This window comes from Methanoculleus methanifontis, from assembly GCF_030464365.1.
GTDB lineage: Archaea > Halobacteriota > Methanomicrobia > Methanomicrobiales > Methanoculleaceae > Methanoculleus > Methanoculleus methanifontis.
The window spans coordinates 19,982-45,543 of sequence record NZ_VCYI01000019.1; the positions used below are offsets into that span (position 1 = coordinate 19,982).

37 protein-coding genes and 1 pseudogene are annotated in these 25,562 nt (G+C 61.7%); 16 read left to right on the forward strand and 22 right to left on the reverse strand.

Annotated elements, in window-relative coordinates; translation table 11 throughout:
- The first annotated feature begins 9 nt into the window (after positions 1-9).
- Positions 10-828, forward strand: coding sequence for an alpha/beta fold hydrolase (locus FGW20_RS12100; RefSeq protein ID WP_301678343.1), 819 nt, complete (start codon positions 10-12; stop codon positions 826-828).
- Here FGW20_RS12100 and FGW20_RS12105 read toward each other — a convergent pair.
- The 3 genes from FGW20_RS12105 to FGW20_RS12115 are packed head-to-tail and all read right to left on the reverse strand — an operon-like array spanning position 825 to position 2,983.
- Positions 825-1,445, reverse strand: a complete 621-nt coding sequence (locus FGW20_RS12105; RefSeq protein WP_301678344.1) for a TetR family transcriptional regulator — start codon at positions 1,443-1,445, stop codon at positions 825-827. The two genes, FGW20_RS12100 and FGW20_RS12105, sit on opposite strands and share 4 nt — an antisense overlap.
- A 10-nt stretch (positions 1,446-1,455) precedes the next feature.
- The gene (locus tag FGW20_RS12110; protein WP_301678345.1) at positions 1,456-1,935 is read right to left on the reverse strand and encodes a hypothetical protein; all 480 of its coding nucleotides are present in this window, start codon (positions 1,933-1,935) and stop codon (positions 1,456-1,458) included.
- Positions 1,928-2,983 (reverse strand): hypothetical protein, encoded by a 1,056-nt coding sequence (locus FGW20_RS12115; protein WP_301678346.1) that lies wholly within the window; start codon positions 2,981-2,983, stop codon positions 1,928-1,930. Before FGW20_RS12115 ends, FGW20_RS12110 begins: the two co-directional genes overlap by 8 nt.
- Positions 2,984-3,229: 246 nt before the next feature.
- Here FGW20_RS12115 and FGW20_RS12120 point away from each other — a divergent pair, with 246 nt between their 5' ends.
- Both FGW20_RS12120 and FGW20_RS12125 read left to right on the forward strand, forming a co-directional pair.
- Complete coding sequence (locus FGW20_RS12120) at positions 3,230-3,709, forward strand: VOC family protein (protein ID WP_301678347.1); 480 nt, start codon at positions 3,230-3,232, stop codon at positions 3,707-3,709.
- A gap of 92 nt (positions 3,710-3,801) precedes the next feature.
- Positions 3,802-4,908 carry an alpha/beta fold hydrolase gene (locus FGW20_RS12125; protein ID WP_301678348.1) on the forward strand — a complete coding sequence of 369 codons (1,107 nt, stop codon included), beginning with the start codon at positions 3,802-3,804 and terminating at the stop codon, positions 4,906-4,908.
- On the opposite strand, the gene FGW20_RS12130 is transcribed toward FGW20_RS12125, so the two are convergent.
- The 5 genes from FGW20_RS12130 to FGW20_RS12150 all read right to left on the reverse strand — a co-directional run bounded on the left by FGW20_RS12130 (position 4,833) and on the right by FGW20_RS12150 (position 8,556).
- Positions 4,833-6,035, reverse strand: a complete 1,203-nt coding sequence (locus FGW20_RS12130; protein ID WP_301678349.1) for a PQQ-dependent sugar dehydrogenase — start codon at positions 6,033-6,035, stop codon at positions 4,833-4,835. The two genes, FGW20_RS12125 and FGW20_RS12130, sit on opposite strands and share 76 nt — an antisense overlap.
- A 111-nt stretch (positions 6,036-6,146) precedes the next feature.
- Positions 6,147-6,404 (reverse strand): type II toxin-antitoxin system RelE family toxin, encoded by a 258-nt coding sequence (locus FGW20_RS12135; RefSeq protein ID WP_301678350.1) that lies wholly within the window; start codon positions 6,402-6,404, stop codon positions 6,147-6,149.
- Positions 6,405-6,647: a DUF7557 family protein gene (locus FGW20_RS12140; RefSeq protein ID WP_301678351.1), complete on the reverse strand. Its 243-nt coding sequence runs from the start codon at positions 6,645-6,647 to the stop codon at positions 6,405-6,407.
- A 254-nt stretch (positions 6,648-6,901) separates the two neighbouring features.
- Positions 6,902-7,738, reverse strand: a complete 837-nt coding sequence (locus tag FGW20_RS12145; RefSeq protein WP_301678352.1) for an SDR family NAD(P)-dependent oxidoreductase — start codon at positions 7,736-7,738, stop codon at positions 6,902-6,904.
- 11 nt (positions 7,739-7,749) lie between these two features.
- Entirely contained in the window at positions 7,750-8,556 is an 807-nt protein-coding gene (locus FGW20_RS12150; RefSeq protein WP_301678353.1) for an acetoacetate decarboxylase family protein, read from the reverse strand.
- A 307-nt stretch (positions 8,557-8,863) separates the two neighbouring features.
- Here FGW20_RS12150 and FGW20_RS12155 point away from each other — a divergent pair, with 307 nt between their 5' ends.
- Entirely contained in the window at positions 8,864-9,496 is a 633-nt protein-coding gene (locus tag FGW20_RS12155) for a hypothetical protein (protein WP_301678354.1), read from the forward strand.
- The gene (locus FGW20_RS12160; protein ID WP_301678355.1) at positions 9,493-10,092 is read left to right on the forward strand and encodes a hypothetical protein; all 600 of its coding nucleotides are present in this window, start codon (positions 9,493-9,495) and stop codon (positions 10,090-10,092) included. The genes FGW20_RS12155 and FGW20_RS12160 overlap by 4 nt, the downstream gene beginning before the upstream one ends.
- A 176-nt stretch (positions 10,093-10,268) precedes the next feature.
- On the opposite strand, the gene FGW20_RS12165 is transcribed toward FGW20_RS12160, so the two are convergent.
- Together FGW20_RS12165 and FGW20_RS12170 are read right to left on the reverse strand one after the other, a co-directional pair.
- Complete coding sequence (locus tag FGW20_RS12165; RefSeq protein WP_301678356.1) at positions 10,269-10,577, reverse strand: hypothetical protein; 309 nt, start codon at positions 10,575-10,577, stop codon at positions 10,269-10,271.
- An 84-nt stretch (positions 10,578-10,661) separates the two neighbouring features.
- Positions 10,662-11,048: an ACT domain-containing protein gene (locus FGW20_RS12170; protein WP_301678357.1), complete on the reverse strand. Its 387-nt coding sequence runs from the start codon at positions 11,046-11,048 to the stop codon at positions 10,662-10,664.
- Between the two features lie 108 nt (positions 11,049-11,156).
- Here FGW20_RS12170 and FGW20_RS12175 point away from each other — a divergent pair, with 108 nt between their 5' ends.
- Complete coding sequence (locus FGW20_RS12175; RefSeq protein WP_301678358.1) at positions 11,157-11,459, forward strand: DUF4405 domain-containing protein; 303 nt, start codon at positions 11,157-11,159, stop codon at positions 11,457-11,459.
- 16 nt (positions 11,460-11,475) lie between these two features.
- On the opposite strand, the gene FGW20_RS12180 is transcribed toward FGW20_RS12175, so the two are convergent.
- A complete protein-coding gene (locus tag FGW20_RS12180; protein WP_301678359.1) occupies positions 11,476-11,817 on the reverse strand; it encodes a GNAT family N-acetyltransferase in 342 nt (113 codons plus the stop codon).
- Positions 11,818-11,820: 3 nt separating this feature from the next.
- Between FGW20_RS12180 and FGW20_RS12185 the strand changes: the two genes are divergently transcribed.
- Positions 11,821-11,991 (forward strand): hypothetical protein, encoded by a 171-nt coding sequence (locus tag FGW20_RS12185; protein WP_301678360.1) that lies wholly within the window; start codon positions 11,821-11,823, stop codon positions 11,989-11,991.
- Between the two features lie 23 nt (positions 11,992-12,014).
- Here the strand turns inward: FGW20_RS12185 and FGW20_RS12190 are convergent, their stop codons facing one another.
- The 3 genes from FGW20_RS12190 to FGW20_RS12200 form a co-directional block, all read right to left on the reverse strand.
- Positions 12,015-12,602, reverse strand: a complete 588-nt coding sequence (locus tag FGW20_RS12190; RefSeq protein WP_301678361.1) for a class I SAM-dependent methyltransferase — start codon at positions 12,600-12,602, stop codon at positions 12,015-12,017.
- 66 nt (positions 12,603-12,668) lie between these two features.
- Positions 12,669-12,971, reverse strand: a complete 303-nt coding sequence (locus FGW20_RS12195; protein ID WP_301678362.1) for a hypothetical protein — start codon at positions 12,969-12,971, stop codon at positions 12,669-12,671.
- A 95-nt stretch (positions 12,972-13,066) separates the two neighbouring features.
- Positions 13,067-13,399 (reverse strand): hypothetical protein, encoded by a 333-nt coding sequence (locus tag FGW20_RS12200; protein WP_301678363.1) that lies wholly within the window; start codon positions 13,397-13,399, stop codon positions 13,067-13,069.
- A 420-nt stretch (positions 13,400-13,819) separates the two neighbouring features.
- On the opposite strand from FGW20_RS12200, the pseudogene FGW20_RS13390 reads away from it, so the two are divergent.
- Positions 13,820-14,041: pseudogene (locus FGW20_RS13390) on the forward strand (sodium-dependent transporter); the annotation flags it as partial.
- Positions 14,042-14,103: 62 nt separating this feature from the next.
- Here FGW20_RS13390 and FGW20_RS12205 read toward each other — a convergent pair.
- The 7 genes from FGW20_RS12205 to FGW20_RS12235 all read right to left on the reverse strand — a co-directional run bounded on the left by FGW20_RS12205 (position 14,104) and on the right by FGW20_RS12235 (position 20,135).
- On the reverse strand, positions 14,104-15,393 hold the full coding sequence (locus FGW20_RS12205; protein ID WP_301678364.1) for an ATP-binding protein: 1,290 nt from the start codon (positions 15,391-15,393) through the stop codon (positions 14,104-14,106).
- Between the two features lie 150 nt (positions 15,394-15,543).
- Positions 15,544-17,130, reverse strand: a complete 1,587-nt coding sequence (locus FGW20_RS12210) for an AAA family ATPase (RefSeq protein WP_301678365.1) — start codon at positions 17,128-17,130, stop codon at positions 15,544-15,546.
- Positions 17,114-18,301 (reverse strand): ATP-binding protein, encoded by a 1,188-nt coding sequence (locus FGW20_RS12215; protein ID WP_301678366.1) that lies wholly within the window; start codon positions 18,299-18,301, stop codon positions 17,114-17,116. The genes FGW20_RS12210 and FGW20_RS12215 overlap by 17 nt, the downstream gene beginning before the upstream one ends.
- Positions 18,302-18,473: 172 nt before the next feature.
- Complete coding sequence (locus tag FGW20_RS12220) at positions 18,474-18,758, reverse strand: type II toxin-antitoxin system RelE/ParE family toxin (protein WP_301678367.1); 285 nt, start codon at positions 18,756-18,758, stop codon at positions 18,474-18,476.
- Positions 18,736-18,939 (reverse strand): hypothetical protein, encoded by a 204-nt coding sequence (locus FGW20_RS12225; RefSeq protein ID WP_301678368.1) that lies wholly within the window; start codon positions 18,937-18,939, stop codon positions 18,736-18,738. The genes FGW20_RS12220 and FGW20_RS12225 overlap by 23 nt, the downstream gene beginning before the upstream one ends.
- 98 nt (positions 18,940-19,037) lie before the next feature.
- Positions 19,038-19,430: a VOC family protein gene (locus tag FGW20_RS12230; RefSeq protein WP_301678369.1), complete on the reverse strand. Its 393-nt coding sequence runs from the start codon at positions 19,428-19,430 to the stop codon at positions 19,038-19,040.
- Positions 19,431-19,484: 54 nt separating this feature from the next.
- The gene (locus FGW20_RS12235; RefSeq protein ID WP_301678370.1) at positions 19,485-20,135 is read right to left on the reverse strand and encodes a B3/B4 domain-containing protein; all 651 of its coding nucleotides are present in this window, start codon (positions 20,133-20,135) and stop codon (positions 19,485-19,487) included.
- 481 nt (positions 20,136-20,616) lie between these two features.
- On the opposite strand from FGW20_RS12235, the gene FGW20_RS12240 reads away from it, so the two are divergent.
- Both FGW20_RS12240 and FGW20_RS12245 read left to right on the forward strand, forming a co-directional pair.
- Positions 20,617-20,919: a nucleotidyltransferase family protein gene (locus FGW20_RS12240; protein ID WP_292364110.1), complete on the forward strand. Its 303-nt coding sequence runs from the start codon at positions 20,617-20,619 to the stop codon at positions 20,917-20,919.
- Positions 20,903-21,247 carry a HepT-like ribonuclease domain-containing protein gene (locus tag FGW20_RS12245; RefSeq protein ID WP_301678371.1) on the forward strand — a complete coding sequence of 115 codons (345 nt, stop codon included), beginning with the start codon at positions 20,903-20,905 and terminating at the stop codon, positions 21,245-21,247. The genes FGW20_RS12240 and FGW20_RS12245 overlap by 17 nt, the downstream gene beginning before the upstream one ends.
- A 257-nt stretch (positions 21,248-21,504) precedes the next feature.
- On the opposite strand, the gene FGW20_RS12250 is transcribed toward FGW20_RS12245, so the two are convergent.
- The gene (locus FGW20_RS12250) at positions 21,505-21,741 is read right to left on the reverse strand and encodes a hypothetical protein (RefSeq protein ID WP_437178580.1); all 237 of its coding nucleotides are present in this window, start codon (positions 21,739-21,741) and stop codon (positions 21,505-21,507) included.
- 293 nt (positions 21,742-22,034) lie between these two features.
- On the opposite strand from FGW20_RS12250, the gene FGW20_RS12255 reads away from it, so the two are divergent.
- The 6 genes from FGW20_RS12255 (at position 22,035) to FGW20_RS12280 (ending at position 25,296) form a co-directional block, all read left to right on the forward strand.
- The gene (locus FGW20_RS12255) at positions 22,035-22,541 is read left to right on the forward strand and encodes a hypothetical protein (protein WP_301678372.1); all 507 of its coding nucleotides are present in this window, start codon (positions 22,035-22,037) and stop codon (positions 22,539-22,541) included.
- 130 nt (positions 22,542-22,671) lie between these two features.
- The gene (locus tag FGW20_RS12260; protein WP_301678373.1) at positions 22,672-22,869 is read left to right on the forward strand and encodes a hypothetical protein; all 198 of its coding nucleotides are present in this window, start codon (positions 22,672-22,674) and stop codon (positions 22,867-22,869) included.
- Entirely contained in the window at positions 22,854-23,189 is a 336-nt protein-coding gene (locus FGW20_RS12265; protein ID WP_301678374.1) for a type II toxin-antitoxin system PemK/MazF family toxin, read from the forward strand. Before FGW20_RS12260 ends, FGW20_RS12265 begins: the two co-directional genes overlap by 16 nt.
- Positions 23,190-23,291: 102 nt before the next feature.
- On the forward strand, positions 23,292-24,458 hold the full coding sequence (locus FGW20_RS12270) for an ORC1-type DNA replication protein (protein WP_301678375.1): 1,167 nt from the start codon (positions 23,292-23,294) through the stop codon (positions 24,456-24,458).
- 182 nt (positions 24,459-24,640) lie between these two features.
- Entirely contained in the window at positions 24,641-24,925 is a 285-nt protein-coding gene (locus tag FGW20_RS12275; protein ID WP_301678376.1) for a hypothetical protein, read from the forward strand.
- Positions 24,922-25,296, forward strand: a complete 375-nt coding sequence (locus tag FGW20_RS12280) for a hypothetical protein (RefSeq protein ID WP_011843952.1) — start codon at positions 24,922-24,924, stop codon at positions 25,294-25,296. Before FGW20_RS12275 ends, FGW20_RS12280 begins: the two co-directional genes overlap by 4 nt.
- Positions 25,297-25,562 lie beyond the last annotated feature (266 nt).

Sequence of the window (25,562 nt, forward strand, 5' to 3'; positions counted from 1 at the left end):
GAATGGATCATGGCAACAGAAAGTATGACAACGGCAGCCCCCGGCCGCTACGCGGCCATAAACAGGCTTTCGATGTACTACGAGATTCACGGCACCGGCCGTCCCCTGGTGCTCCTTCACGGGGCGCTCACGACGATCGAGGGATCGTTTGGGAGGGTGCTCCCCTCCCTCGCAGCGACCCGGCAGGTCATAGCCGTCGAGCAGCAGGGCCACGGCCGCACCGCCGATATCGACCGCCCGCTGACCTACGAGGGGATGGGAAGGGATACCGCTGAACTCCTCCGGCACCTGGGGGTCGAAAACGCCGACGTCTTCGGCTACAGCATGGGGGCCGCCATTGCCCTCGAAGTCGCCGTCCGGCACCCGGACCTGGTGCGCAGGCTCGTGCTCGCCTCGCCCGCATACACCCGGGAGGGCCTCTATCCAGAGATGTTCGAGGGGATCGAGACCCTCACCCCCGAAGCCTTCGCCGGCACCCCGCTCCTGGAAGAATACACCCGGACGGCGCCGAACCCCGAGGACTGGCCGGTTCTGATCGAGAAGGTGAAGCAGCTGGACCGGGAGTTTCAGGGCTGGACGGCCGATGAGATCCAATCGATCCGGGCGCCCACGCTCATCATCATCGGCGATTCCGACATCGTCCGCCCCGAGCACGCGGTGGAGATCTTCCAGCTGCTCGGCGGCGGCGGGGCCGGGGACCTCACCGGTCTTCCCCGCTCCCGGCTCGCGGTCCTCCCCGGCACGACCCATATCACGCTCATCGACCGCACCGACTGGCTGCTCTCGATGACCCGGGAGTTCCTCGACGCCCCCGCGCTGGGACGCTAATCTGACGACGGTGAGACGGCTCTATCGAATATCCTCACCAGTTCCGCGCCGTAGGATGCCGCGTCCATCCGGGAAGCCACGCCCGGACTCGCGTACTCCCCGATCGCGCCCTGGATGGTGTTGGCCATGATCACGACATTAAACTCACCGAACTCACCGCTCACCTGCCCGTCCCGCAGTATCGTCCGGAGTTCGAGCAGTAACGGCTCTGCGTCAACCTCATCGTTCAGCATGTAGTAGGGGATGTTGTCGGGCGTCCGGGCGTTGAAGATAATCTCCACCAGGGCGACGAAGCGCTCGGGATAGGTCTCCTGGTACTCGAGACTGGAGAGGATGAAGAGGTGCAGTCTCTCGCGGCAGCTCCTGCCGCCCTTCACCCTCTCCAGCACGAACGACGCGTTGTCCTCGATCAGGGTCTGTATCGTCCGGTTTATCAGATCCATCCTGTCGCCGAAGTGATACGAGATCAGGGCAGTGCTGATCCCGGCCCGTTTCGCTATCTGTGCAAGGCTCGCCCTCACGAACCCGATCTCGTTTAAGGTCGCGATCGTGGCCTCGATGATCTGCGTCCGCCGTGCATCGGAGATGAACGACTGCTCCTCGCCTCTGCTGCTCATGATCTTCTCCTCAGGAACCGTCTTCGGGTGTTTCTTCCGCCTTCCCGAGCAGACTCGCGATACCGATGACCGCGAGGATCACGACCGTCACGGCGATACTTGCGGGGCTGATGCTCCCGAGCCGGTCGACGAGGGAGCCGTCGAGGACCGCGCTACATACGTGACCGACGGCGAGGATAACAACAATCACCAGCCGTAACGCCAGGATTATCGGGATCATGGCGATCGCCGTCCAAAGGAGGTCCCACCCGGCCGGTCTCCGCGTAGCAAGCAGGGGTACCGCAGCAAGGGCAAGGAGGCCGCCGATCACCATCAGGGCCGGCTGTATCCAGTTATACCACGTGAAGCCGGACAGGTAGAGACCGCCGTAGAAGAACCACGTCGCCCAGAGGACAAGCCCTCCGGCCGCCGCGCTGACGAGCGGCAGGATGGCCGTCACCCAGCCGGGCGCGTCACTGCAGAGTTGTTTTAATCGATTTTCGTCATTCATGTAGTTCACCTTCCGCTCGAATCTTCAATGCGGCCGCGACGAGCAGCACGACCACGCCGACGAAGAGGACGGTGTTGCCGATCAGTTTGTCGTGCAACGCTACATCCCCGAACGGCACCACGAGGAACGCGATCCATGCCCGGGTCAGGAGAGCACCCCCGGCGAGGGCAAGGGTATGGGCGACGCTCCAACCTTCGCGGTGCGACCATCGCCGGACGAGGAGCGCCAGGGCGCCGACCAGAACGAGGTTCAGGGCTACGCCGGGCCAGCCACTCATGACTGCCGAAGAGACGCCCAGCAGTACGAGCGCCACCTCGATGAGAGTCGGCACGCTCAGTGCGGCAAACGCCGCCGTCCCGACCACCCACGGCCCGGGCACCGGCAGGTCGACCGCCGGCCCCGACCGGCTCCTGATGGAGAACGCAAGGCCGATCAGGGCTGCGACGACGAGAGCTGTCCCGATCATCTGCGGCATCGAGGGCAGGAACCCGCTCTCCTCGGCCGCGCCCCGGAAGATGATCGCGGAAGCGAGAACGTACAGGATACCGGTGACGGCAAGGCCGGCGCGGCCGAGCCACGGTTCCGTCCTCCGGCGAGGAACGAACGTCTCGATGATTGCTATGGGTGCGCCGATGCTCCAGATGACGTGGCCCAGGATGAATGCCAGTGCAGTGGTGCCGCTGATACCGAGCACCGCGATGTAGGTGGGGTCCGCTACGCCGTGGTACGCCGGGTTGAAGAGGCTGTGGTCGACCAGGCCCGCCTGGAAGATGCCGAACGCAGCCGAAAGCAGGATGATCGCGGGCCAGCCACGGCCCGTGCGGCGGGCGGCCTCGCGGATGATGAGCGCGGCACCGCCGTAGAGCGGCGCAAACAGCCAGAGATCCACGAGCATCTGCACAAGATCTCCGGTTACCGGGAGGTAGCCGATCAGGTACTCCGCGGTCACCGGTGCCAGGAAGAAGAGGCCGAGTGCAGGGGCGATCCGTTGCAGGAACTCCGGTGCCTCGCTTTTCCGCGTATCGTGCATGCCTCCGGGGGATCTCATAGGCCGCTCCGATCGGGTTGATCGTTCATTCAATTTTCTGATCAACTATTCAACATCCTAGAATAAAAACTTTTACCTCCCGGAGTGTTGCACCCGTCATCAAAACTCCCGCACAGGCCGCCGTCACTCAGCGCTCCAGCTCTTGTTTGTGGTAACGGACAGAATGTAGCGAACAATGCGGGTCCACAGACCAGTCCCTGAAACGGTTCGACACCCCGACATCCGTCGAGAACAAAGAGGACTTGCATGGAACCAACCGAGCACGAGATCTACCCGATGATGCTCTTTCCCACCCTCGAGGTCCGGGATGTCGAGGCGTCCGTGGACTGGTACACCCGGGTCCCGTGGTTCTCCCCGGTCTACCTGATGCAGGACCCTGAGGGGAGAACACACCTTGCCCATCTCCGGCGGCTGAAGCACCAGGATATCCTGCTCGTGCCCCGAAATGAGAATTTCGTGGCTCCGGGCTCCGGCATCACCATTACGCTCGCGTTCTCCGACGAGCCGGTAGATAAGATCCCCGCTCTCGACGCCTTCGCCGAACGGATGGCGCGAGAAGGGGCCGTCATCGAAGGCCCGGTCGACCGGCCCTGGAGCACCCGCGACGTCGTGGTCCGCGACCCCGACGGCTACCGCCTGGTCTTCACCACGCCGGACTTTGCCCGGATGCGCGACTTCGAGACGACGATGCGGGATGTCCGGGAAGATCTTGATTCCCGGGAGTGATTGCCGGGGTTTCCTCCGGGCTGCGGTGCAGCAGGGGGAAGGTTTATCCGGAACCCGTACGTTCAGGCGTCCCGGCTCAGCGGAGGCTCATCATGAAGAGAATTGCAAAAATCATGAGCGTCCTCATACTCGGGGCGGCTCTGGTAGCGGTCGGCGGTCCTGCGGCCGCGATCAACCTGGATGACGCCGACAATAACTCGGCAACAGGGATTCATCCCATCCAGGGTCAGGCTCAGGTGGATAACATCACCATCGTCTATGAGGTCTTCGGCCCGGCCGACCGGGAGACGGTACTGCTCATCGCGGGAGCCGGTGCGCAGATGACGATGTGGTCGGACGAACTCTGTGAAGAACTTGTAGAACGCGGCTATCGTGTCGTCCGGTTCGACAACCGTGACACTGGCCTCTCGACCCACCTGGATCACCTCGACCGGCCTGACTGGGAGGAAATTATCGCCGCAGCCAACGAGAGCAGGCCTCTGCCGCTCCCCTACACGGTCACCGACATGGCGAACGACTCGGTCGGCCTTCTTGACGCGCTTGAGATCGAGAAGGCCCATGTCGTCGGTGCATCGATGGGAGGAGCCATCGCCCAGCGGATCGCGATCCATCACCCAGAACGCACGTGTTCGCTCACCCTGTTCTTCTCGGAGACGGGAAATCCCGAGATGCCCGGCCCGACGGAGGAGTTCCTGGCACTTCCACCGCCCCCGCCTGCGGGGAGTGAGATCGAAGAGATTGTGGAGCACGAGGTGCTCGTGGCAAGGACACTCGGCAGTCCCGCCTATCCGACCGACGAGGACGTGCTTCGTGAGTATAGCCGGCAGAATGTCGAGCGCGATTACGACCCGATCGCACAGGAACGCCACAGCGCTGCGATCACGGCAGAAAGCGACCGGCGCGAGCTCCTGAACCGGCTCAATGTCTCGACGATCGTCCTTCACGGCGACTCGGACATCCTGGTGCCTGTAGAGAACGGCCATGATCTCGCAGCGAACATCCCAGGCGCACGGCTCATCGTCGTCCGGGGTATGGGGCACGATATACCAGAGCAGCTTGAGCCGCTCTTTGCCGATGCGATAGCACTGGCGGCAACGAACTCGACCTGCGGGAGTTACCCGGTTCAGGATGACGGCACGATCCGGTGGACCCTCCCCGTCTTCCCGGCCGGCCCCCGGCTCTTCGCGGTCAGGACGTAGAGTTCGTGCTCCGCGTCCTCACCGAACGCGAGGACGTATGCGCCCACGGTCCGGCTCCCGGCCACCTCGACCTCACCAAACTCCCACATCCTGTTGGGGTCTTTTGGCGGCGTCGCGGCGAAGATGATCCCGTCGCCGTCGGTCCCGGCCCGGTTCCACTCCGCAAAGACGTAGCGCCCGAAGAGCCGGGGAATCGTCCTCCCCCGGTAGACGTAGCCGCCGATGACGACCTGCCCGATGCCGCCGGGCTGCTTGGCGTTCGGGTACTCGATGATCGCATCGACCAGGGGCTCGCCGCGGCGGCCGGTCCGGGGCACGTCTGCCGGCGACTCGCGGGGGTTTTCGGGATCGAAGGCATGGTTGCCTTCCCGGAGGTTCCAGCCGTGGTTGCCGCCCGCAACAATGATCTTCACCGACTCCCAGAGGTACTGCCCGGCATCGGCGGCAAAGAGGCGGTGCTCCCCTCCGGCGTCGAACGTCATCCTCCACGGGTTGCGGAGGCCGTAGGCGTAGATCTCGTCCCGCCCCTCTCTTCCGACGAAGGGGTTGTCTCCCGGGATGCCATAGGGCTCCGCGCCGTCGACGTCGATCCGCAGAATGCTCCCGAGCAGCGTGGTGATATCCTGCCCGTTTCCCCCCGGCGGGTGGCCTCTCCCGACGTCGTTCGCGCCGCCGCCGTCGCCGAGCGGGATGTAGAGATACCCGTCCGGGCCGAAGACGATCGAGCCGCCGTTGTGGTTCGCCTGCGGCTGGTCGACCTCCAGGATCACCCGCTCCGAACCGGGGTCCGCCCGGTCGGGGGTGGAGACGGAAAACTCCGATACCCGGCTCGTGTGGTCCCGGCCCTCCGGCGCACCGGCCCGGAGCGGGGCGCTGTAGTAGACGAAGAACCTGCCGTTCTCCGCGAACCGTGGGTGAAACGCGAGGCCGAGCAGTCCGCGCTCGTCGTAGCCGGTGCGGAGATCGACGACCCGGTCGGCGATATCGAGGAACGGCCGGTGATCGTTCCCGTCGATGACCCGGACTGTGCCCGGAAGGTCCGCAACGAAGAGCCGGCCGGTCCCGTCGCCGGGAGACGCAAGCGCGACGGGCATGGTGAATCCCGCGGCGACCGCCTCAAGGCCCACGCGTTCCGGAGCGATCGCTCCGGGAATATTCTGATCGATGATCCCACCTCAAGGGTGATGGATCGAGCGGCAGCACTTAAAAGTCATCCATAGCATATTCAGGGGAGACTCTCAGATCCTGTCGTAAATATTCTCCCGCTTCCCGACCTTGATCACGTACACAATCATGGCCTTCTTCCTTAAATCAAGGATGACGCGGTAATTCCCCACCCGCAGCTTGAAGTAAGGGGACCCTCGCAGCGGGTGCAGGTGATCCAGGGGGTTGGCACGGGTTCTCTCGACGGCTGCAACGATCCTCGCAGCAGTTTTGCGTGGAAGTTGTTTCAGGTTTTTAAGGGCTTTTTCGGTCCATATCACCGTGTAAGGCATTCAATCGATCCCCAGCTCCAGCTTCAACTCCTCCGTTGTGTAGACCCTCCCGGCCTTAATATCCGCAATTGCCTCTTCGATATCACGAATATCTTCATCCGTCAGTTCCTCGGCAGCTTCCTCGAGGGCATCCCGGGTGAGACGGTCGATCACGTCGTTGTACGTCTCCCGGGGGTAGTTTTTCAGTTTATCCAGCCTCCCCTTCACTTCCGGGGTCACCTTGATCGTTGCCTCCACTGCCATACACCATAATACACCATAGGGTAACATCAATCTTTCAGGCAGGAACAGAACCCGGCACCGCCCTATAGCAGGGGATGCTCGTGACGAACGCCAGGAAGTTCAGCACACTCTGGAACTGCCGCAGGAGCATGACCGCGAAGAGTAACGCCGCCCCGTGTTATGCGGGACAAGCGTGGAGATCTGTTCATTACCCGAACCCGTGCAGGCAACCAGATAAGATTGTTACCTGACGGGCCCGGGGCAAAAAGAGAATATCAGAAGTACGTCCCGCCCTTCTCGAACGCCTCTCGCCGCTCGCGTGCCATCTGCTGCAACCGCTCCTCCACCTCAGGGGCGCCGAGGATATACCCCTTCCAGAGGTCGGTGTAGGGTTCTTCGGGCACGACGATGATCCCCCTGTGCTCCGCGACCCGGTCAAGGATGAGCGCCGCCGCTTTATCGGCGGGATACGCGTCGTCGGGGATCTTCAGGTCGCCGTGTGCCTGTCCGTCGATCCCCTTGTTGAAGATCGGGGTTGCGATGTTCGCCGGGCAGATCGTCGAGAAGTAGAACCCTTTATCCACATACTCGTACTTCAGGCTCTCGGTAAGACCAGTGACGCCGTACTTCGTCAGGGAGTAGAGCGCCTGGAACGGGGGCGGAACGATGCCCGCGATCGAGCTGGTGTTCACGACATGCCCGAACCCCTGTTTGAGCATGATCGGCACGGCGGCATGGACACCGTAGACGACGCTCCAGATGTTGGTGTCGATGATCGCCTTCCAGTCCTCAAGGGTGGCCACCTCGAACGGGATGGTTCCCCCGACGCCTGCGTTGTTGAAGAGGAAATCCAGCCTGCCCGCCTCTGCCGCCGTATCCTCGATACCCTTCTGCACCTGCTCCTGCTTCGTCACGTCCACAACAAGCGGGCGTGCCCGATCCCCGTAGGCGGAGAGCTGCCCCGTGGCCGCGGCAACCTTCTCCCGGCTGCGGCCGGCCATGTAGACGATTGCTCCCCTCTTTAAGAGTTCTTCGCTGATCGCATACCCGATCCCGGAGTTCGCACCGGTGACGAGGCAGACCTTGCCCGTATAGTAATCCGAATCCACCATGATCCCTGCCTTTATTCGATCACCCTCGCGCCCATCGCACGAAGGACGGCCCTCCCCTCGACCAGAACCGCCTGCGTCACCCGTTTTATGGGCAGGGCCGCGAGGCTGTTGACAATGTAGTACTGGGCCGGACTCTGCATCGGGGTCAGTTCGGTCCATTTCAGGCTGCCCTTTCCAATTTCTGCCGTCTCCACCTCCATACCCTGGGGGTAGAGGACGAACTGGGAGAGTTCTGCTCCCGGAGCCCCGACCTTCGGGATGTACCGCCACCCGAGGGTGTTCATGGAGAGGAACTGCGACTTCAGGGCATCCAGGTCCTGCCCGGTGATTGATCCGGCGGCCTCGAAGTCCATGTTGAGGAAGGTGTTGCCCTCGTAGCTGACGGTCGTGGCGTAGTGCGGCCGGACGATGTGCAGGTCTTCGATATCCGCATAGATCTTCGGGATGCCGGTCTGCTCCCGCCCCCCGAGGATGGGTGCGGTCTTGTTCTCCCAGACCACCAGCGTGTAGGCACCGTCGAGCTCGTCCTTCTTCCCGTGGAACCGGACCGGCGCCGCCACGTTGATCAGGTTGTACTGGCCGCCGTGCAGCCAGTTGATCTCGGTGAATTTGTTGAATGCAACCTGCACCTCAGGGACCAGGAGTTCGAACCCCTCTGGAATGTAGTTTTCAAGAAGGTCTCTCTCGGTTTCGTAACTGAGGGAGAGGGCGGTCGCCTTCTGCGTGACCAGGGTTTCCGGGTCGAATTTGCCGCCCCCGAAGTGGACCGGCATCAGATACGTAAAATCGTCCTGCGGTCGGAACATAATGTTCTCCAATCAGTTTCATGCCATCCCATTAGGCATATACCTTTTGAATATTACTTCTCCTGCACCGGATTTAGAAAATCCATCATATTAAACCCTAATATGCCAACCGGGGCAATTTTCGCGCCCCACTACTGCATTGCCGGATCAGCGCCGTAATACGGCAAATATATCGAGAACGGGTTCCGCTCATGGTTCGGCAGAGCCAACCGGGGACGGAATACAAACGTATAAATAAATTATTAATTTAGATCATGGTATTCACTCAACCGGCGATAATTATCCGTCGGTCTCCGGATAGAACCGGGGAGATGCAATTATGGGACATTCCAGCCAGCCAGGAGAGGAGAGCAATCCAGTCGCGAGAGCGGAACCCGATCTCTCCCTCGAGGTCGTCATCCTGCTCGTCTTCGGGGTATTCATGTCCCTCTTCGGCCTGCTGCTCTTCAGGATTCATGCGGGCGAACTGCCGTATGCCCCGGACAGCACCTACGGGCTTTTTCTCGTGATCGTCTCGTTTCAGGTAATCACGATGGGAAAGACCCCGTTCGGCGATCTCCGGCGTTCGTGGGCGGTCATCCTTCTCGGGGTCTGCACGGCGGTCGTCGGGATGGCCGCCTGCTTTGTTCCCGGACTGCTGGCCGGGCCGGTTCGCATCCTCGTCGGCATACTCCTCTTTGCCGGGGGGATCGCTCTTCTCGCGCAGTTGTTCCTCTCCGACGATAAAGCCCGGCTGTGGCTGAAAGTCTCCGGAATACTCCGGCACCTGACGATCGCCTGCATCATGGTGTACGTGATGTCGATAATCCTCGGCCTCGTCACGCTCCTTCCCGGCATCACCACCGACCCACAGACCGCGATCCTTCTCATCATCTACGGCATCGGCTTCTTCTACCTTGCCTGGTGCATCCAGAAGGTCGGCCGGTTGTATCCGCAGGAGGGATCGGCGTGACCGATCCCCGGACAACCGGCGGCACCGGCCTGTTTGGGGAGGCCTCCCTCCCCCTCTCGATTGCCGTGGTCATCCCGGTCGGCGCCCTCCTGATCCTCCTCGGGCTGCTCCTTTTCCCGGTGAACCAGGGGATGATCCCGTTCTCCCCTGACGGCCAGCTCGGCCTGCTGCTCGTCATCATGGCCGTCCAGATGCTGGCCCTGGGGGAGACCCCGATGGGCCAGTACAGGCGCTCACGGCTGCTGATCGGGATCGGGATCGCATTCGCCGCCATCGGGATCTTCTCCTGCATCGTTCCGGGCATCCTGACCGACGTGATCCGGCAGCTTCTTGCGATCCTCAACATCGCCGGGGGAGCGATTCTCCTTACGAAGCGGTTCCTCCCGATGCTGCACGCTGCCGCCGAACCGGCCCCTCTCCCGCCCATCCTCAAACGGCTCCTGGTCACCCTGACGGTCTTGAACGTCGTGGCGATCGCGTTCGGCATCAGCATGCTGCTGCCGGGCCTCGTCCCGGGCATGGTCATTGCAGGAATCGTCGTGATCAACGGCCTGCTCCTCTTCGTCCTGGCATCCATCCTCTTAAAGATCGGTTAGTCCGGGATATCTTCAGGACTGTTTCAAGAGGGGCGGGAGCCCCGGACGCCACCCTCTACGTCCCCGCGGGTGTGAAGATACCCGGCGTCGAAGAGACGGACGAGCCGGGCAGGATATTCACCGCCCGGCATCGAAGGCGCAGATCCCGTTCCGTAACTTTCGACGTAGCCGTCAGGTCAACCCGGGCCTCGCTCCCCCTCCATCCTTTTCGCCTTCATCTCCTTCGCCCGGCCGATGAGGTACTCGAGTTCGACGAGTTCCCCGACAGTCCCGCAGGCGCCCCTGCTGCACGCCTCGTCGTGCAGCCTCCAGCACTCCTGCTCGATCCGCTTGAGGTCGTCCATCGAGTAGCGATGGTATCGGGCAAGGATCTCTTTATGCTCACGGACGAACGCTGCGATCTCCTCGAGGAGAGCCATTCTGTCCGCTCTCACCGTCGTTTCCGGCGAACCTGCCGTGCACCGGCCTGAAGCAGTGCGCTCCATACTATGCCCTCACCGCACGAGGAGTTATCCTTTCCGGAAACGACGGGAGCCGCCTTCACCGGCAGGGATGCGGGCCGGAGCCGGTCATTCCCGGCTGATCCGCGAGAAGATCTCCTTCACGCCGCCCGAAACGGTGAAGGCCACGCCCTGCACCCAGACCGTAAAGAAATCCAGGGCGACGGATGCGAGCGACTCTTGCGGGAACATGCGGTTGCGCACGTTCCGCAGCGAAAAGCACGCGAGCAGCATCCACACGGTTGCAACGAGCCCCTGGCCGACCATCGAGATCCAGAGCCCGAGTGTGGCGAAGACCAGCGCCATGCTGTAGCCGAGGATGCTCGTGAAGAGCGCCGTGAATAAGTTCAGCACGGCGCCGCGCGACAGCACGTCGCGGAGCTGCGGCAGGAGCATGGCCGCGAAGAGTACCGTGATGCCGGTAATTGCAAAATCCTGCCAGCTCGTTTTGATCACGCCGTCCCGTGCACACGCAGTGCAGCCTGAAGATATCGACCTCCGGACATATCAGTCCACCAGATCCGGGGGCGCAGGATATATATCCTGCAAATGACAGGGGTGACCATGAAGCAGATCGCCATCAACGCGCTCGTCGACATCGGATGCCTGATCACGTTCATTCCCTCGGTCATTTCGGGACTCGTGCTCTATCTTGTCCTGCCTTCCGGAGGCGGGCGGGGCAGCGGATGGGAACTGTTCCTCGACATCCCCCGCAGCCAGTGGGTTGTCATGCACGACAATTCAAGTCTCGTGTTTGCCGCCCTGGTAATCGTCCACCTGCTCCTGCACTGGAAGTTCTTCCGGCATATCGACAGGTATCTCACCCGGGATACGACGAACAATACGCAATCGGAAGGCGACCAATAGCCCCGGAACACGCCGCCTACCGGCCTTCTCCCAGGGCCTTGACCATCGTGTAGTAGTCCAGCCTTTTCCCGTTTCGGACGGGAATGTAATCCTCGCATTCCGTCGCGTACCCGAGCAGGTCATAGAACCGTTTCGACGGCAGCGAGGCGGAGAGATCGACTCTCCCGATGCCGCGGCGGATCGCCTCGCTCTCCAGGGCATGCATCAGGAGGGCGCCGTATCCCCTGCGCTGGCGGGAGGGGTGCACGAAGACCCGTTTGATCGTCGTGCCGAGCAGGGTTCCGGTGCCGGCGATCCGGCCGCCGGACGCGAGGACGAAGGTGCAGCCCCGGGTTGCATCCAGAAGGATCTGCTCCACGGTATGGTACTCGAGGAAGTAGTCTATCGCTTCCCGAGGGTAGCTGTGCGCATACGAGACCTCTATCGTCTCGGTGACGAGCCTGCTGACGTCCTCGATCTCCTCGGGCGGAACCTCCGGAGCGGGATATCCTCCATGATCCTCGCAAGGGAGATAGCGCTTCCTGCGGGATAATCGTTCCGGGGTAGCCGCTCACGTCATTCCCCGGACCGGGTCATCGACGCGAGCCAGGCATGGTGTCCTTCGACCTGGATGCTGTTCTCGAAGATCGCCGGCCGGATGTAGTTGATCCGCCACCCGTCCCGGAAGGCATCCCGTATCTCTCCCTCCGCGATCCTTCTCGGCAGAGGGTATTCGCCGGGATTCTGGTCGCCAAAGCAGAGCATGAAGTATCTCCCGCCGGGCGCGAGAACGGCCGCGAGGTTATCCACGAAGACCGGCCGGTCTTCGTCGGAGAGGGTATGAAAAAACCCGGAGTCGATGACGGTGTCGAACGTCTGCTCAAGCCCGGAGAGGTCCAGTGCGTCCCGGACGAGAAACTGCGCCTGCAGACCTCTTCCGGCAGCCTTCTCTTCGGCTTTGCGGATCGCAAGAGCGGCGGTGTCGATCCCGAGCACCTCATGCCCTTCCTCCGCAAAAAAGAGGACATGGTCCCCCGTTCCGCACCCCACGTCCAGGACGGAGCCGGCAACCTCTCCCGCCCGGGCGAGCTCGACGAACGCCTTCTGGGGCCGGCCGATCTCCCAGGGGGGCGTGCCGTGGTAGACCGAGTCGAAGATGTCCATACGTGATATTGATCCGGGAACGACTTAACCGGTTCTGCAGGGTTCAACCGGGGAACAACCGAACCCTTATTCCTTCCCCTCAACCCCTGGAAATTTCGGGCACCCGGTGACGCAGAGGCTGCACCGGATCGTTGCCGTCCGGGCGACGAGCGGCGCAAGCGGGGCCACACTCCTGAGCAGGAACTGCCGCCGGAGCAGCCATTTCACGGCAGGGACGACCGGGGGCGGCACCCATGCACGCACGGTCCGGCACCGGAACGCGTCGACGCCGTCCGGGCATGCCCGGATGCAGGCTCCGCACCCGGTGCAGAGCGGCGCGGCGGTGCTTGCAGCCCTATACCCGGCTTCCTGCACCGGGGAGCCGGCCACGACACCGGCGAGGAGCAGCCGTGGGCCAAAGCGGGGGTTGAGGAGAACAGTATTCTTCCCAATCTCCCCGAGCCCCCCGGCCGCTGCAACCTGCTTCAGCCGGACGACCCCTGCACCCTCCCGTCGACAATCCGGACGGGCAGGTAGAGTGGGACCGGGCGGGCCGGGATCTGCTCCGCATCCAGGCGGCCGGCGAGCCGTACGGCAGTGTTGTCCAGGCTCTCCGCAGTCCGGAGCATCTCCCGGGTCTTCTCTCTTTGCGGCATCCGGTACACCGGGATCGGGACTTCCCTCCCGAAGACGATCATGGACCGGGCGGCCGGGAAGAACTCCAGCACCGACGCCCTGTCGGCATCGGGAAGATCCTCGATGGCAACCCAGGAGAAAACGTCAATTCCCTCATCTCCAAAGAACGTCGCAAGATCCATCCCGGCACTTCCTGGAGAGCATGGGTGCGAATGCCTCATCAGGGTATTGGTGAGACCACCGGGAACCATTTTCCTAGTTCTATTCCGGGAAGGCGAAGATGGCGGCGAGGTTGTTCTTCGACTCTTCCCGGAAGCATCCCTTGCACGACGCAGAATAGCGACAGGCTGCAATCTGGAATCCTGGAACGCGAGGAGGATAAGAGTACCGGTCCGGGTCGAACCGCATCAGAAGGGGCGATGCATAAATCCCGGCAGTTCCGGAATTCAGCCTGAGATATTTTATCTATCGCGAAAAAGGACTGACCAAGCGGTATTGAACCCACGGCCCCTACCATACCGGGGTAAAGAGACCTTTCCCGGGCTGCATCTGCGAACGATAACGACATATCTTTCCCGCCCCGGACTCAAGATATCTGAGTCATGAGTGCAGGAGAGCGCTGGAGCTCCCGGCTCACCTTCGTACTCGCCGGGATAGGGGCGGCAATCGACCTCGGAAACCTCTGGCGCTTCCCCTATATCTGTTATGACAACGGCGGCGGGGCGTTTCTTCTGCCCTACGTCATCGCCCTGCTCTTTGCCGGCATTCCGCTCTGGCTGATGGAGAGCGCTCTCGGATACCGGGCGCGGGCAGGAGTACCCGGCTCGTTCAGGGCGCTTATCGGCCGAAAGACCTCCGGGACGCCTGGAGAGAGGCACGACCGACCTCAGCCGGCGCCGAGCAGCCACTTCCAGAGCGGGATATACCGGACGGCTCCCTCTCTCTTCTCCGTATCTTTCGTGAGAAGGATGCACTCCCGCACCCCGGAGCCGTGGAGGTCTGCAAATTCAAGCAGCGCTTTCTCCTCCCGGGTGGAGAGAGCATCCGTATACGAGACGTTGATGGCCGAGAGCGACCGGTCGGGGTTTTTAACCACGAAATCAACCTCGCCCTGCTTCTTCCAGTAGTAGACCTCACGAACCTGCTTCTTGAGCTCGATGAAGACGAGGTTCTCCGCAAGTCTTCCCTCGTCCTCCGAGAACCGGAACGATACGGCATTCCGGAGACCGTTGTCGATGCAGTAGATCTTTTTATTGTTCCGGCTCTGTGTTTTCAGCGAGTAACTGAAGTACTGGACTTCAAAGAGGATCTTCGCCCTCTGTGCGTAGTAGAGGTACTCCTTGATCGTCTCGAAGTCGATGCCGAGCACCTCCCGGAGGTTCCGGTAGGAGTAGGGTGAGGTTACGTTCGTCATGCAGTATACGAGCAGATCAGCGAGCGCCTTCTGGTTCCGCACCTCGTTGACCCGCACGATGTCGCGATAGACGATGCTGTCGTAGTATGCCTTCAGTTGGTCCCGCCGGATCGTCTCGTCATCCGAAAGGACGACCTGCGGAAAACCCCCTTCCCTGAGATACTCGCCGAGCAGGTGCAGGAGCCGGTACCTCGCCGCCGCGAGCGTGACAGGGTCGTGCGGCAGGTCCTCGCCCGAGAAGACCACGTACTCCGCGAAGTCGAGCGGGTAGATGTGAACCGGAAGATACCGCCCGGCGATGAGCATCGAGAGGTTTGAGTCGAGGAGGTATGACGTCGAGCCGGATATGATGAGGCTGAACTGCTTCCGGTCGTAAAGCGACTTTACCCACCGCTCCCAGCCCTCGACGGTCTGGATCTCGTCAAGGATGAGGTAGGCCTTATCACCACCGTATACGTCCCTGCGGTAGGTCTCAAGCAGCGTCTCAAGCGGATTCTCGAGCCGGGCAATCTCCGGCTCATCGCAGTTCACGAAGAGTATCGACCGCGGATCGACCCCGCGGTTGCGGATAAGATCGTCGATGACCTGGAAGAGGAGCGTCGTCTTGCCTGAACGCCGCACCCCCGTAAGGACAACGATCTCTCCGGTTCCAAGATACTTCTGTATCTTCGTGAAGTACTTCTCCCGCAGTATACCCGCATCGAAGGGTCTGCCGCTCCACCAGGGATTGAGGGCGGTGAGGAGGGCGAGGGGCGAGGGCATATGGTTTGTTGGAATATAATCCAGCATAAATGTTTGTTTTTGTTGGGTTATAATCAAACAAAATGCGATCCCGGGGGTTCTCTCTCGAAGGCATGCCGGGACACTGTGTCGACCCTGCCCGCCCCCAAACGCCCTCACGTCAACTGGAACCTAGAGGCCCGGAGCCAGCTCCTCCGATCCCGTGATCGCCCGTACAATCCCGGCAACGACCGCCCGCTCTTCCGGCTGCAACTTTGAGTAATACAACCGCGTGTCGTTCGCCTCGACGATTGCCACGGCATCCGCGACCGGTTTTAGGAACCGCTCGAACCCGGCGCCCCCGGACGCGACGATCCCGCGAACGGCGCTTTTGATCACGAGGGCCCGCCCTTCCCCGATGATCCCTTTCAGGAAACCCGCCGTGATCCGCCGCACCGTGCCCGGGTCAAGGTCTTCCGCGTGCCCGTATGCCTCATCTATCAGGGAGAGGCCGTTCGCCTCGTTTCCGTTCAGGAGTTCCTCCCGTGCGCGATCGAGCGATAATTGAGCTCTCTGCACCTGATCGCCTTCCAGCGCTCCCGTCCCGGCGGCATACGGACCCTCCCGGGGTTCGCGTTCCCGTTCGTGCCAGGCCTCCAGAAACTCGATGAGAGCACTCACGCGGTCCCGGCCGGCCGGTCTTCGCATCGCCCGCCAGAGCCAGAAGAGGCGATCCCGGACCTCATACGACGTCCGCTTCCTCATCGGGCGGGAGACGACGTAGCCGTCCGCCTCCAGCCTCCGGAGCTGCGCGGTCACTGTCGCCGGGTTCAGCCGGGCACGCTCTGCGATATCCTTCGGCGTAAGGGGGGTACCCGCGCTGAGGACGGTATCGAAGATGAGCCTCCGCTGCCCGGGAAGTCTCCCGAACACCTCCCGGTAGTAGGGCGTCTGCTCGTCCGTCATCCTGAAGAAGACCGCCGCCATATCCCTGGTTCCGGCTCTCGAGACGGCCTCATACGCCTGGACGGCCAGCCGCGGGCTGCCGCCGGCGAAGTGCAGCAGCCCCTCGATGCCGGGCTCGTAATCGGAGAAGTTCTCGATGAACGCGGTGTTGCCGTCCAGCCGTGCGACCCTCTTCATGAGTTCCTTCGCTTCGGCAATTTCGAGTCCCCGGAGGTGAAAGACCCGGAAGAAGTTGTAGAACGGCTCGTCGTGATCCGCAATCCCGGGGAAGAGCGACGGTGCCGACGCGACCATCGAGAAGAGATCCGTCCGCTGGAATACCGACCGCAGCGCCCGGATCTCGCTCCTGTCCATCTGGTTGAAGAGTTCGTGTATGTTATCGGCGAACACCGCGATCTGTCTTCCAGCGGCCGCTTCAGCGAGGGTATCGACCGCGGCGTCCCGGACCAGGGGGTCGTCGTCGAGCGCGGTGATCGTTGAAGTCTCGATCCCCATCTCCTCGAGCACCCGGAGGAAGAAGTCGGACGCCCTGAATATCGAGTACTCCTCCTCCGCGAGCTTCACGGGGATGATTCGCCCGGGGAGCTCGTCGCGGACCCGGTGGTAGAGCAGGCTCAGCAGGTGGGATTTGCCGGCGCCGCGGGAGCCGACCAGGAGGAAGAACCGCGGCGTTCCGCTCCGGGACGCCCGGTCCAGTTCTGCCAGGGTGTCATCCAGGAGGTCTTCCCGGCCGACGAGGAGGTACTGGAGCGTCTCTCTATCCAGCGCACCGGGAGAGTAGCGGCAGACGGCTGCGTTACCCGGTGCCGGCATGGTAGATCCTCCACCAGTCCCGGAGCATCTTCGAGTAGAACCGCAGCTCGCCGGGGGTATCCATGGTGACGTAAAAGTCGTGGTTCAACTGTGCAAGCAGCGCCAAAAACGCATCTTCGCTCTCCGATGCGGTGCTCCGCCTGAAGATATCGTAAGCGATGGCCGCAGGCAGGGATTCTGCGGCGCTCACCCTGCTCAAGATGGCGCGTGCGGCTTTTGCTTCCTGATCGGAGTAGGTGATCCGGAGACGGCGCGAGTAGTGCTCGAAGTAGTGGCGCCCCTCGCTGCCGAGGATTCGTTTGTTGTAGACCCGATCGACCAGCGCCGGGGAGGGAGCGCCGCCGGAGATCTCGATCTCCTCCTTCAGGCCGGAGAGGACGATCATGAGGAAGTAGGGGATGCAGGGGTCGCCCACGCAGTCGAGGACGGCCCGCCCGGTCTCCGGGGAATACTCCCACCCTTCATCCTGAACAACGCGTTCGACGACGGAGAGGGCGACGCTCTCTTCGAACCCGCCGATGCCGACCCTCCGGAAGTCGTTGATGACCGGGGTTCCGCCGACGCCGTAGACGACGTGGTCGATGCTGACCGAGCCCCCGACGATGAACCTCACCCCTGCCGAAACCTGGCGCAGCCGCCGGAACCAGTGCAGGAACGTTCTCGCGTCGTCGGCCTCCATGTTCTGTATGGCAACCGGGAACTCGTCGAGGATGATGCAGACCGGGCCGTCGATCTCTGCAAAGATCGTATCCAGTTTCCTCGCCTTCTCGAGCCAGTCGTCCGAGAACTCCGCCCGGAGACGGCTGCGGAGTTTTGCCCTGAAGACCGGGGTCTCAATCTCGTCGATGTTCTCCTGCAGCCGGGCGAACGCCTTCTCGAGCGCCGAGAAGATCCGGGTCTTGTGGCTTGCTCCCCCGCACTCGACGAGCGCCGTAACGAGATCGGTGATGAACTCTCCCGGCGAGTTGACGCTCTCGACCTCGAGGAAGACGCACGGCTTATGTCTGCTCGCGAGGTCTCTTTCGATCTTTCGCATGATTGAGGTCTTGCCGAACCGCCGGGGGGCGACGAGCATGACGTGGTCTTTCTCGATCGTGTCCAGGATGAACGCGGTTTCGCGCTCGCGGTCGATGAAGTCGTCTCCCGTTGCGGGACTCCCTACAGGCAACATGGTGCACCCAATGAGTGTGTTGTATAACAGATATGTTATATAACGATTTTGTTATGTTACTGGGATCCGGGAGGGCAGCTCATGGCTATACCCGCGCGATCTCACCGCGTATGAATCACTGCAAAAACGGTCCGAACTGACGCACTTTCGAATCTCAGTCAAAAAAAAGAGGTCAGAACCACCCGTACCGTTTGTGTGCCTGCCCGATTGACATCACGGCAAGAACATGAACTTCCAACTCCTGCTCATGGATGCGATAGAATGCCGTGAATGTCCGGCTGATATGGAGCAGGTAAGTATCTTCCCGCCCGTGCACGTGCAGGCGCTCCCTGTCGCTGCCGGGATACGGGTCGTCCTGGAGGGTTTTCAACTTCTCCATGACTATCCGCCGGCTCTTTTCGCTGAGGCTCCTGATGCTCTCAAGGGCCTTTTTGTTAATCAGTATCCGAAACGTCAAACTCCAGCTCCACGAAATCCCCTTCGGCTTCGATGCGGTCCATATCCTCGATGAACCGGCGCTTCTTCTCCTGCTCGACCATGTGCGAGAGGAGGTCGTCGAAGGTCTGGCCGGGGCGCTTCAGCTCGGAGATCTCCGCCCATATCCCTTCCGAGACGGGAATCCTCTTGGTTGCAGCCATGATAGCATTGTAAGTGATTATCATATTTACAATGTTGTACACGGGGGAACCGGTAAAAAGTGAGGGAGTCCAGGGGCGGGCCGCCTCAGTGAAACAACTTATTTTTGCAGCGTCTGGATCTGGATGAGATTGCCGCAGGTGTCGTCGAAGACCGCTATGATCACCCGGTCGACAACTTCCGTCGGTTCCATCGTGAACTTCACGCCCTGTGCTTTCAGCCTCTCGTATTCCGCATGGGTGTCTTCGACACCAAAGGACGCGGCAGGGATGCCCTGTTCGAATATCCCTTTCTGGTATGCCCGGACTACCGGGTTATCGTTCAGCTCGAGCAGCAGCTCGGTTCCGTTCGGGTCGCCGGGGGAGACGACGGTAAGCCACCGGTAGCCTTCGGCAGAAACGTCGTTCTTCTTCACAAAGCCCAGCGTTTCGATGTAGAACTTCAGAGCCCTCTCCTGATCGTCGACAAATACCCTGGTCAGTATGATCTTCATGGTCGCCCGTATTCGGAGGACCATATGTAGGTTTCGGCAACCGGTTTGTCCGAATCATCCCCGGACTGAAGCGTGTTCCCGCAGGTATGCAGCAGCCAGGTCGTATGCCGAACACACCTTCTCCCGCTCAATCCCCGGCACGCCGCATGCCACGACGTGCACCGTCGTTGTGGCGAGGGTGATCTTTGTCGCATCCGAGTCGCGGTACGGGTAGACGGCGACGATCGCGTCTTCATCCGCCAGGATAACCTGGTTCGTATGGAGCGTGACGGGTGCGGCCATCCCGATGCCGAGGAACTCCTCACCCTCTTCTGCAAACCGCATCGTGAGCTCCCCGCCCAGGGTATCGGCGTCGAACGCCGCAATGGGGATTCCGGTGCGAATTGAGGCCAGATTATAGGCATCCACCGCGGTGTTGATCGCCGGGAGCATCTTGCCGGCCAGGATCCTTCGGACAAGCGCTTCCGAGGCGGGCCGCGTTTTGGTCGGATCGACGCCCACCCTCCAGAAGAAGTCCCTGTACGCCCTGAACAGGGGTTCATCCTTGATCCTCTCCAGCGTATACCGTTCTCTTGCCAGACGGACGGTCTCGTCTTTCAGCGCCTCCAGGGCCGGGCTCTTCTCCTGAACCGACAGCGGCCCGACATCACCTTCTGCAACCGAGAGGCCGGGGAATGTGGCAAGAATCTCCTTATGCATCTCCATGGCTCGTACCGTTCCTGCTGAAACAAGGAAACATCTCCATACTGCCCGGGGGAACGAACCGTTCCGGCGATGGAGATGCTCGCGTCAACGTTTCTTTCTGTCCTCAACAGTATTGACCTTTTTTGAATCGGGGGAGATCGGACCTCCGATGCAGAACAGAAAAAGCCCTCGTTCACCGTGTGAATCGGCGAAGGGGGGCCTGGCGACCGGCAGCAGGATCTTGACCTCGAAACCGAGGCCCGAAACCTTTGAACTCTCGAAACCTCTTAAAATTCCAGAGGATCTTCACCCCCGCCGACGACCCCTGTGCAACCATCCCGCAGATGGACTGTTACCGGTTCGACGTTGAGCCGTGAGGGGAGCATGCCGGGAGAGAAACGTTGTTGTCGGGATGGGGGATGCCTGCCAGCACAACCCTGCGACCGGCAACCCGGGGGAAAAGCGTTATCCTGATAGGCGGGTAACAGGAGTATGATACGACATGCTTACGGCTGATGGCATCCTCGGTGCGCTGGCAGAACACCGCGAACGGATCAGGAGCCTGGGCGTCCGGCGGATCGGGGTCTTTGGATCCTTTGCCCGGGGCGAAGAGCGTGAAGAGAGCGATATCGATATCCTCATCGAGTTCAAGGAAGGAGGGCGCTCCTTTGACACGTACATGGATCTCAAATTCTTCCTCGAAGACCTCTTTGGGAGGAGAGTCGACCTCGTCGACCGTGATGCCATAAAACCGGCTCTCGCACCGCACATCCTCCGGAGTGTTCGCTATGTCCCGGGAATATAACCTTTATCTCCGTGATATCCTTGAGGCCATCGGGAGAATTGAGCGGTATACCCGGGGAATGGACTACGAGAAGTTCCTGGCAGACGACCTGGTGCAGGACGGAGTTATCCGGAACCTCATGGTCATCGGTGAGGCCGTGAAACTCATCCCCGAATCGCTCAAATGCGAACATGCCGATATTTCCTGGAGAAAGATTGCAGGAATGCGCGACATCCTCATTCACGCATACTTTGGAATCCATAATGAGATCGTGTGGGACGTCGTCAAGAACAAGATCCCGGAACTACAGGTTGCAGTCAGACAGATGCTTGACGACGAGGCCGCCTGACCGCCTCCTGCCGTGGTTCGCCCGAAAACGGCTTGCTCCGCTGACGTCGCCCGCCACGACCAGATCGTCACCCCATCGAGAAGATGCACAACCTGAACAGGCACCTCGCAGCGGCGAAGGCCCCGCACGAGAAGGAGATGATCGACACAACCGACCGGGAATCGACAGGCTGGTGTATGAGTTGTACGGGCTCACGGAACGGCCCCCACCGCCCGGAAGGATAAGCAAGTATCCCCCGGCCTGTTTATGGAGGATCTTCACCCCCCGCCGAGCACCTTCACCAGCACCGCCACCACCCCGCCGACAATCCCTCCTGCCCCGGCGCTGATCGTCGAGATCCGTTTTTCCTCTCCCACCTTCTCCGCTCGCCATCCCTCCAGCGCCCGGAGCCGGGCCTCGAAGTCCTCGTCCTGCGCCTCCATTCGCTGCAGCGAGTCGCACCTAACGGTGCTCCCGCTCCGCTCCAGATGGAGCATCGCGTCCGGCATATCCACTTCACGTCCCGGTTCGTCTCGTAAGACCGGGCTCCCGGGTGATCTTTTCGTCGGTCATCCAGGCAACCCTCCCGCGGGACCATAGGGGGTCGGGAACAAAAAGGCTGACCGTAATGGTTATATTCAAGAATCCGGGCTCGATCCGGGCTTCCCGATAAAGTCAGGCTGATACCCTCCCGGGTCTACCCTATAGTTGTCTGTCATATTCCCGGGAACATGCAGACCACGGAAGACGCTTCGCGTCTTCCTAACAGGCACGACCCAGAGGGTTGTGCCGTGAGGAGTGAAAAACCATGGCAGACTTCGTTCAGACTACCGTGAACAAAACGGCGGTCCGGGACCTCGCCGTCCCGATCGTCAGCGTAACGTCGTTTAACAACCTCATCCAGTCCGTCATCGACGACAACCCGTTCGGGTGCGTCGGGTATACGGGTGCCGACGGCGAGGCCGTTGCTCCGGTCGTCCGCAACCGCGAGCACTACACCGCGAAGGTGAACTTCATCAACGGTGAGGGGAAGCGCATCGGAACCGTCTCACTCCAGTCCCCGACGATCACGGCGTTCGAGGCGAACGCCGCCGCGGTGATGGAGGACGCAACCATCGCAGCCGCGATGGGCGGCGAGGCCGTCCGGAACAGCCCCGGCGAGACCTACTACGCGCAGCTCAAGTGCCACGACCCCTCGGGTGACGACTTCTACGTCACCTTCACCCGGAAGACCGTCCGGCTCTCGTCCTACCAGGACGACACCATCCGGAACGCGGTCGAGACCTGGGCCGACACCGTTGGGACGCTGGAGTGAGGAGGGGGAAACCCCCTGCTCAATTTTCCCGGTACCGGAGCACAAAACACTACGGTAAACAACTCCTCATCAGACAGAGATATGTAGATTGAAACACTAGAGTATCAATATACCCAGAGGTGAGACCGCTATGACCCGAGTAAAAGAGGAGATCATCAGTGAGTTGAATGACCTCCCACCCCGGACGTACGGTGAGGTGCTCGACTTCATCCGGTTCCTCAAATCCCGGCGCCGGAAAGTCGCCCCCGACACCGCCCTCGCTAGTGAGCCCGCGCTCCGGAAAGACTGGCTCCGGCCCGAGGAGGAAGAGGCGTGGAGCAATTTGTGAAGGGTGACGTTGTCGTTGTACCGTTTCCTTTCTCCGATCTTTCAACCGTGAAACGGCGCCCGGCTCTAGTCGTTGCAACGCCCGGCGGAGACGATATCATTCTCTGCCAGATCACGAGCCAACAGATCCGCGATCGTCATGCCGTTGGTATCACCGATATTGATTTTGCAGAGGGAACACTCCGAAAGCCAAGCAATGTCCGGCCAAACCGGCTCTTTTCTGCCAGTACCAACCTGATCCTCTACCGAGCGGGTCGTCTCAACAGCCAGGCCGTCACGTCGGTCATCGATCGGATCGTTGAGATTCTGCAGGCAGAGTAACCTCCTTTTCCGGCAGAAAGCCAGAGGGCCCTTGGTTGCCCCCCTCACTTTCATCCCGCGCCCGGCTCCTCGTTAACAACCCTCTTTTCTTCAGACTGACGTATGACGCACTCCTCCCTCCTCCGCTCCGACGAGACGCTCTTCCGCGACCCCGAGGTCTTCGAGTTCACGTATCTCCCCGGAGAGATCCACCACCGCGACGCCCAGGTCCGGGAACTCGCTTTCCTCCTCCGGCCGGCGCTCCGGGGCGGGAGTGCGGGGAGCGCCGTCCTCCGCGGCCCGCCGGGAACCGGGAAGACCACCACCGTCCGGCGGATCTTTCGCGAGGTTGCCGAGACCACCCGCCGGGTCGTCCCGGCTTACGTCAACTGCCTGCACGACCGCACGCCGTCCGCCGTCTACCGGTGCATCTTCGAACAGGTCCTTGGCCACGCCCCGCCGACGACCGGGCGGCACCTCGACGAGATCAAGCGCGGAGTCGCCGCCCGGCTCCGGGAACACGACGCCGCACTCGTCGTCTGCCTCGACGACGCGAACTATCTCACCGCCGCGGGAACGTTCAACACCCTCCTCTACCAGATCCTCCGGCTCTACGAGAAGTGGGATGTCCGGAAGGCCGGGGTCTTCGCCGTTACAAGCGACCTCGCCCTGAACCTTTACGCCGAAGCGGACGCGAGCGTCCGGTCGGTCTTCCACCCGACCGAGATCAACTTCCCGCCCTACACGAGGACCGAGATTCGGGAGATCCTCGCCGACCGCGTCCGGCAGGGGCTCTACCCCCGGGTGTTGCCGAAGCCTCTCCTCGACCGCATCGCCGCCATCGCCGCCGGCGAGCAGGACGTCCGGGTCGGGATCGACCTTGTCCGAGCAGCATGTCTCCGGGCGGAAAAGGACGGCCGCCGGCGGGTCAGCCCCGGCGATGTCACCGCCGCGACACGGGCGGTCACGGCGCCCGCGCTCCGGAACCGGGCCGCGGGGCTTTCGACGGGCGAGCGGGCGCTGCTCTGGTGGATCGCCGAGCGATCCCGCGACGGGGCCGATATGGCGTCGGGGGCGATCTTTGAGGCGGCACAGGAGTATCTTCCGGTCGGGAAGACAACCTACCACGAACACCTCAACGCCCTCGCGAACGCCGGAATCGTCGACCTGGTGCCCGGGACGGGCCGTGGGCGGGAGGTCAGGCTCCGATATGATGCCGGGGACGTGGCTACCGCCTGCAAACCCCGGACTCAACCTGCAAAATCCCGGACTGATCATGAACTCCCGTAACCCCCGGCCCTGTCCCGGATTGGAGTGCCTCCTCCGATGCTTCGCTTTTAAGCACGTTCAATAAAGTAATGCTTATATGTGCTCTGCTGCTTTTTCCGGGATATTTGGCTCACTCTTTTAACGGTCTGACCCTCAGGAATCTGTATGCGCCGGAGAGAACACCGGTGCAGGGAGAAACAGAGATGCAACAGCAACCTGGAGCAACCCCGGACAGACGGAATCCGGGAGGAACCGAACCAAAAACCAGCGGCGGCAGCCCGAACCTGAAGTGTGACCGCACCGTCGGCCAGGCCGCCACTGGTACATCCTCACCGGAAGAGATAAACGTCTCCCCGGTGCCGCTCTTCCTCGTCCCGCGAGCGGTCGCGGACGAGATCCGGCGGCACGGTCGGGCCGTCCGGGAGATCAACGTCCGCCGGACCCGGAACCACCAGTACGCGATCAGCGTCGAGCGGGGGCGGCCATGACCCCAGAGCCGGGCACGCTCGCCTGTACCGCTGCGGGGGGGCTCATCGTCCACGTCGAGGCGGAGCGTTACCGGATCACACCCGAGGATGTGAGGGCACTCATCTTCTTCGGCCGCCCGGCTCAGGTGGTGCGGGAGCGGCATGAAGGTGGGACCGGATTGACGATCGAGGGGTATGCGGCGGTGAATCCGGCAGGCAGAGCGCTGGTGATCCGGACCCGGACGGGGGCCTGGATCGTCCCGCTTGTTTCGTTCCGGCGGGTGGCGTGCGGGGAGGCAGTCTCCGCCCCGCTCTTCCCCTCGTGTGGGACTGCCCAATGCGCGGTGAAGTTCGCCGGGCGATCAAGGTCCTCGCCGACGGCGGATACATGATGCGATATGGTAGCGCGACGACTGCCGCCGCCGGAATTCCGGCAGAACGGCCAGCAGTTCGTCCAGGTTCTGTGGCGCCCGGGACGAGACCTGGTGATAGGTGCTCAAACGAGGGACCTGGTGGGGACCAAGTTGGGACTGAGGTCATCCCACAATTATAAGAGACCTTGAATAAAACCCGGGATGTATGGCATTCCGGGAAATCGATGACGAACTCTGGGCAATCATTGAGCCGCATCTCCCTCCCCAGAAACCTCATGTCGGGC

Coding starts and splice junctions, on each gene's coding strand:
- FGW20_RS12205 (WP_301678364.1), bottom strand. CDS start 15,393: ATGCCCTCGCCCCTCGCCCTCCTCACCGCCCTCAATCCCTGGTGGAGC.
- FGW20_RS12110 (WP_301678345.1), bottom strand. CDS start 1,935: ATGAATGACGAAAATCGATTAAAACAACTCTGCAGTGACGCGCCCGGC.
- FGW20_RS12125 (WP_301678348.1), top strand. CDS start 3,802: ATGAAGAGAATTGCAAAAATCATGAGCGTCCTCATACTCGGGGCGGCT.
- FGW20_RS12210 (WP_301678365.1), bottom strand. CDS start 17,130: ATGCCGGCACCGGGTAACGCAGCCGTCTGCCGCTACTCTCCCGGTGCG.
- FGW20_RS12145 (WP_301678352.1), bottom strand. CDS start 7,738: ATGGTGGATTCGGATTACTATACGGGCAAGGTCTGCCTCGTCACCGGT.
- FGW20_RS12260 (WP_301678373.1), top strand. CDS start 22,672: ATGACCCGAGTAAAAGAGGAGATCATCAGTGAGTTGAATGACCTCCCA.
- FGW20_RS12115 (WP_301678346.1), bottom strand. CDS start 2,983: ATGAGATCCCCCGGAGGCATGCACGATACGCGGAAAAGCGAGGCACCG.
- FGW20_RS12245 (WP_301678371.1), top strand. CDS start 20,903: ATGTCCCGGGAATATAACCTTTATCTCCGTGATATCCTTGAGGCCATC.
- FGW20_RS12275 (WP_301678376.1), top strand. CDS start 24,641: ATGCAACAGCAACCTGGAGCAACCCCGGACAGACGGAATCCGGGAGGA.
- FGW20_RS12140 (WP_301678351.1), bottom strand. CDS start 6,647: ATGGCAGTGGAGGCAACGATCAAGGTGACCCCGGAAGTGAAGGGGAGG.
- FGW20_RS12235 (WP_301678370.1), bottom strand. CDS start 20,135: ATGGAGATGCATAAGGAGATTCTTGCCACATTCCCCGGCCTCTCGGTT.
- FGW20_RS12185 (WP_301678360.1), top strand. CDS start 11,821: ATGGTACTCGAGGAAGTAGTCTATCGCTTCCCGAGGGTAGCTGTGCGC.
- FGW20_RS12120 (WP_301678347.1), top strand. CDS start 3,230: ATGGAACCAACCGAGCACGAGATCTACCCGATGATGCTCTTTCCCACC.
- FGW20_RS12215 (WP_301678366.1), bottom strand. CDS start 18,301: ATGTTGCCTGTAGGGAGTCCCGCAACGGGAGACGACTTCATCGACCGC.
- FGW20_RS12200 (WP_301678363.1), bottom strand. CDS start 13,399: ATGGATCTTGCGACGTTCTTTGGAGATGAGGGAATTGACGTTTTCTCC.
- FGW20_RS12155 (WP_301678354.1), top strand. CDS start 8,864: ATGGGACATTCCAGCCAGCCAGGAGAGGAGAGCAATCCAGTCGCGAGA.
- FGW20_RS12175 (WP_301678358.1), top strand. CDS start 11,157: ATGAAGCAGATCGCCATCAACGCGCTCGTCGACATCGGATGCCTGATC.
- FGW20_RS12105 (WP_301678344.1), bottom strand. CDS start 1,445: ATGAGCAGCAGAGGCGAGGAGCAGTCGTTCATCTCCGATGCACGGCGG.
- FGW20_RS12270 (WP_301678375.1), top strand. CDS start 23,292: ATGACGCACTCCTCCCTCCTCCGCTCCGACGAGACGCTCTTCCGCGAC.
- FGW20_RS12165 (WP_301678356.1), bottom strand. CDS start 10,577: ATGGAGCGCACTGCTTCAGGCCGGTGCACGGCAGGTTCGCCGGAAACG.
- FGW20_RS12280 (WP_011843952.1), top strand. CDS start 24,922: ATGACCCCAGAGCCGGGCACGCTCGCCTGTACCGCTGCGGGGGGGCTC.
- FGW20_RS12225 (WP_301678368.1), bottom strand. CDS start 18,939: ATGGCTGCAACCAAGAGGATTCCCGTCTCGGAAGGGATATGGGCGGAG.
- FGW20_RS12100 (WP_301678343.1), top strand. CDS start 10: ATGGCAACAGAAAGTATGACAACGGCAGCCCCCGGCCGCTACGCGGCC.
- FGW20_RS12255 (WP_301678372.1), top strand. CDS start 22,035: ATGGCAGACTTCGTTCAGACTACCGTGAACAAAACGGCGGTCCGGGAC.
- FGW20_RS12190 (WP_301678361.1), bottom strand. CDS start 12,602: ATGGACATCTTCGACTCGGTCTACCACGGCACGCCCCCCTGGGAGATC.
- FGW20_RS12240 (WP_292364110.1), top strand. CDS start 20,617: ATGCTTACGGCTGATGGCATCCTCGGTGCGCTGGCAGAACACCGCGAA.
- FGW20_RS12135 (WP_301678350.1), bottom strand. CDS start 6,404: ATGCCTTACACGGTGATATGGACCGAAAAAGCCCTTAAAAACCTGAAA.
- FGW20_RS12230 (WP_301678369.1), bottom strand. CDS start 19,430: ATGAAGATCATACTGACCAGGGTATTTGTCGACGATCAGGAGAGGGCT.